This window comes from Acidobacteriota bacterium, assembly GCA_040752915.1.
Lineage (GTDB): Bacteria > Acidobacteriota > UBA4820 > UBA4820 > DSQY01 > JBFLVU01.
Genome location: JBFMHB010000142.1, coordinates 1 through 2,312 on the forward strand (window position 1 = coordinate 1; position 2,312 = coordinate 2,312).

Sequence of the window (2,312 nt, forward strand, 5' to 3'; positions counted from 1 at the left end):
GGTCTACTCGGCCCTCACCGACAGCAACACCACCAACAACCCGCCGTGCGGGGGGATCGTTCCGCCTCCGGCGTGAGGTCCGATCCTCAAGGAGGAGTCAAGGAACGGGCGGGGCTTCGGCCCCGCCTTTTTCCTTGAAAATTCGCCTCACGAGATCCTATATTATTGGCAACATCTTCAATAAGACCGCCGCGGGGGCGCGACGACAAGGGTGGGGAGTGGTGTCGAATCGCACCGAGAGGAGGGGACCATGAGGAAGCTCGTTCCATGGGGGTGCAATCTCGCATTGATCGTGTTCATGACGGTGCTTCTGGCCGTCCCGTGGGCCGTCTCCGCGGCGTCACCGGATTCGGGCGCGGTGAAGGCGGAGGCCTGCACGGGCGCCGCGCCGGAGGGTCCGGGCCGGGATGCGAACGGGGTCGTGAGCGTGAATTCCCTCAGCGGGAGCGCGGTGATCTTCTCCCCCGGCGGCTCGGGAGCCGAATGCTTCTTGGCCTCCGGTTCCCAGACGCTCTGCTTTCAGGCCGACAGTTTCACCACCGACTGGGAATACGTGTACACCCTGTGGCTCCGTTTTCCGGCGGGCTGGACGGTGACGAACGTGGCGGTGAGCGGCACGCCCTCCTGCAACTCCGGGTCCTGGGGGACCTTTTCCTGGAGCCTCTTCAACGGGACCACGAACGAGGTCCAGATCAACCACTCGCGCTACCAGGCCTCCACGGATTCCTGCACGGCCACCTATTGCGTGACGGTGACGCCCGGCGGGACGCCCATCGCCGGGGACGCCCAGGTCTCCTGGTACTGGGACGGAGACGAATATGGAGGTCCGCCCCACTGGCCCTGCTCGAGCGATCTGTACACCCCGGCCGGAATGCCGGCGTGCGACCAGTGGACCAACCCGCCCTCCTCCGTGCCGCCTTGCACGGGCGTGGTTCTCGGCGCGGCCGCGACCGCCCAGGCGGGTTGTATCGGCTCTCCCGTCGTCTACAACTTGACCTTGGCCAACTACACGGGGGCCGACGCCACCTTCGACCTCTCCTACACGGGCAACACCTGGCCCGTGGCCGGTCCCGCCACCGTGGGCCCCGTGGCCGACGGCGCCTCGGCCGACTTTTCGGTGACCCACAACGTTCCCGCCTCGGCCCTCCCCGGACAGATCGACCCCGTCACCGTGACGGCCACCGACCAGGCCAACCCGGCCACCTTTGACTCTCTCGCTCTGTCCACTACCGCGGTAGACGTCCTCGTCGGAGAGGGCCCGCCCTCCCCCGGCGTCCACATGGACAACGTGGTAGCGGCGTACGGCGGACGGCTCTTCAACGTGGCGGGTCACGGCTCGGGCGGCGCCGTGGACATCTATGACCCGGCGACCGGCTCCTGGTCCTCCGGGACCCCCGAACCGGCCCCCCAGATCGACTACGCGGTGGACGGGGCCACGGGATTGGACGCGGGCGGCGACGCCGTGGTGGTGCTGTTCCCCGACGCCGAATCGGGAGTGACCACCCTGCACGTGTACAACATGGTGACGGACACCTGGACGACGCCGCCCCTCCCCGCCGGCTTCCCCCCGGGTGGCATCTGGGCTCCCGACATCGTGTGCGATCCCGTCTCCAACCTCTGCTACATCACGGGCGGAGCCACGGTGCCCGGCGGAGGCAACCTGAATACGGCCTATGTCTACAACGTGGCGGCCAACACCCTCACGCCCCTGCCGCCCTTCACGACGCCCAGGGATTTTCACGCCTCGTTCCTCTACAACGGGAGGCTCTGCATCGCGGGCGGGGTGGACGCCGGATCCAACGTCTTCTCTTCCACTCAGTGCTACGACTTCGGGCTCGGGTCCTGGGGAGCCGAAAACGCCGACATGGCGGCTCTTCCCTTCGGTGTCTGGGGAATGGGCGACGGCGTGCTGGACGTTGCCGGCACCCCAACGCCCATCATGGCCGGCGGGGTGGATGCCTCGTTCGGTATTGTCTTGCCGGACGTTCTGACGTACGACGGCTCGGCCTGGAACGTGGTGGCCTCCTTCCCGCATGCCGTGTACCGCGTAGAAGGGGAGACGGTGGGCGACCGGTTCTACCTCGCCGGCGGATCCACGGGGGGCTTCACGCCGTCGAACTACTTGCAGTACTACGGCGTCTGCCCGGCGGGCTGTCCGACGATCACGATCGACCCGGCGGTCCTTCCGCCCATGCAGAGGGGCACGCCCTGGTCGGTGACCTTCACGGCGTCGGGCGGGACGGCGCCCTACTCCTTCTCGCTGACGGGGACGGTGCCTCCTGGGCTGATCTGGGACCAGGTGAGCGCGACGC

1 protein-coding gene is annotated in these 2,312 nt (G+C 67.7%); it reads left to right on the top strand.

Annotated features, from left to right (window positions below; translation table 11 throughout):
• Positions 1–250 precede the first annotated feature (250 nt).
• The coding region (locus tag AB1824_13535) for a kelch repeat-containing protein (protein MEW5765981.1) at positions 251–2,312 on the top strand (2,062 nt) is incomplete at its 3' end.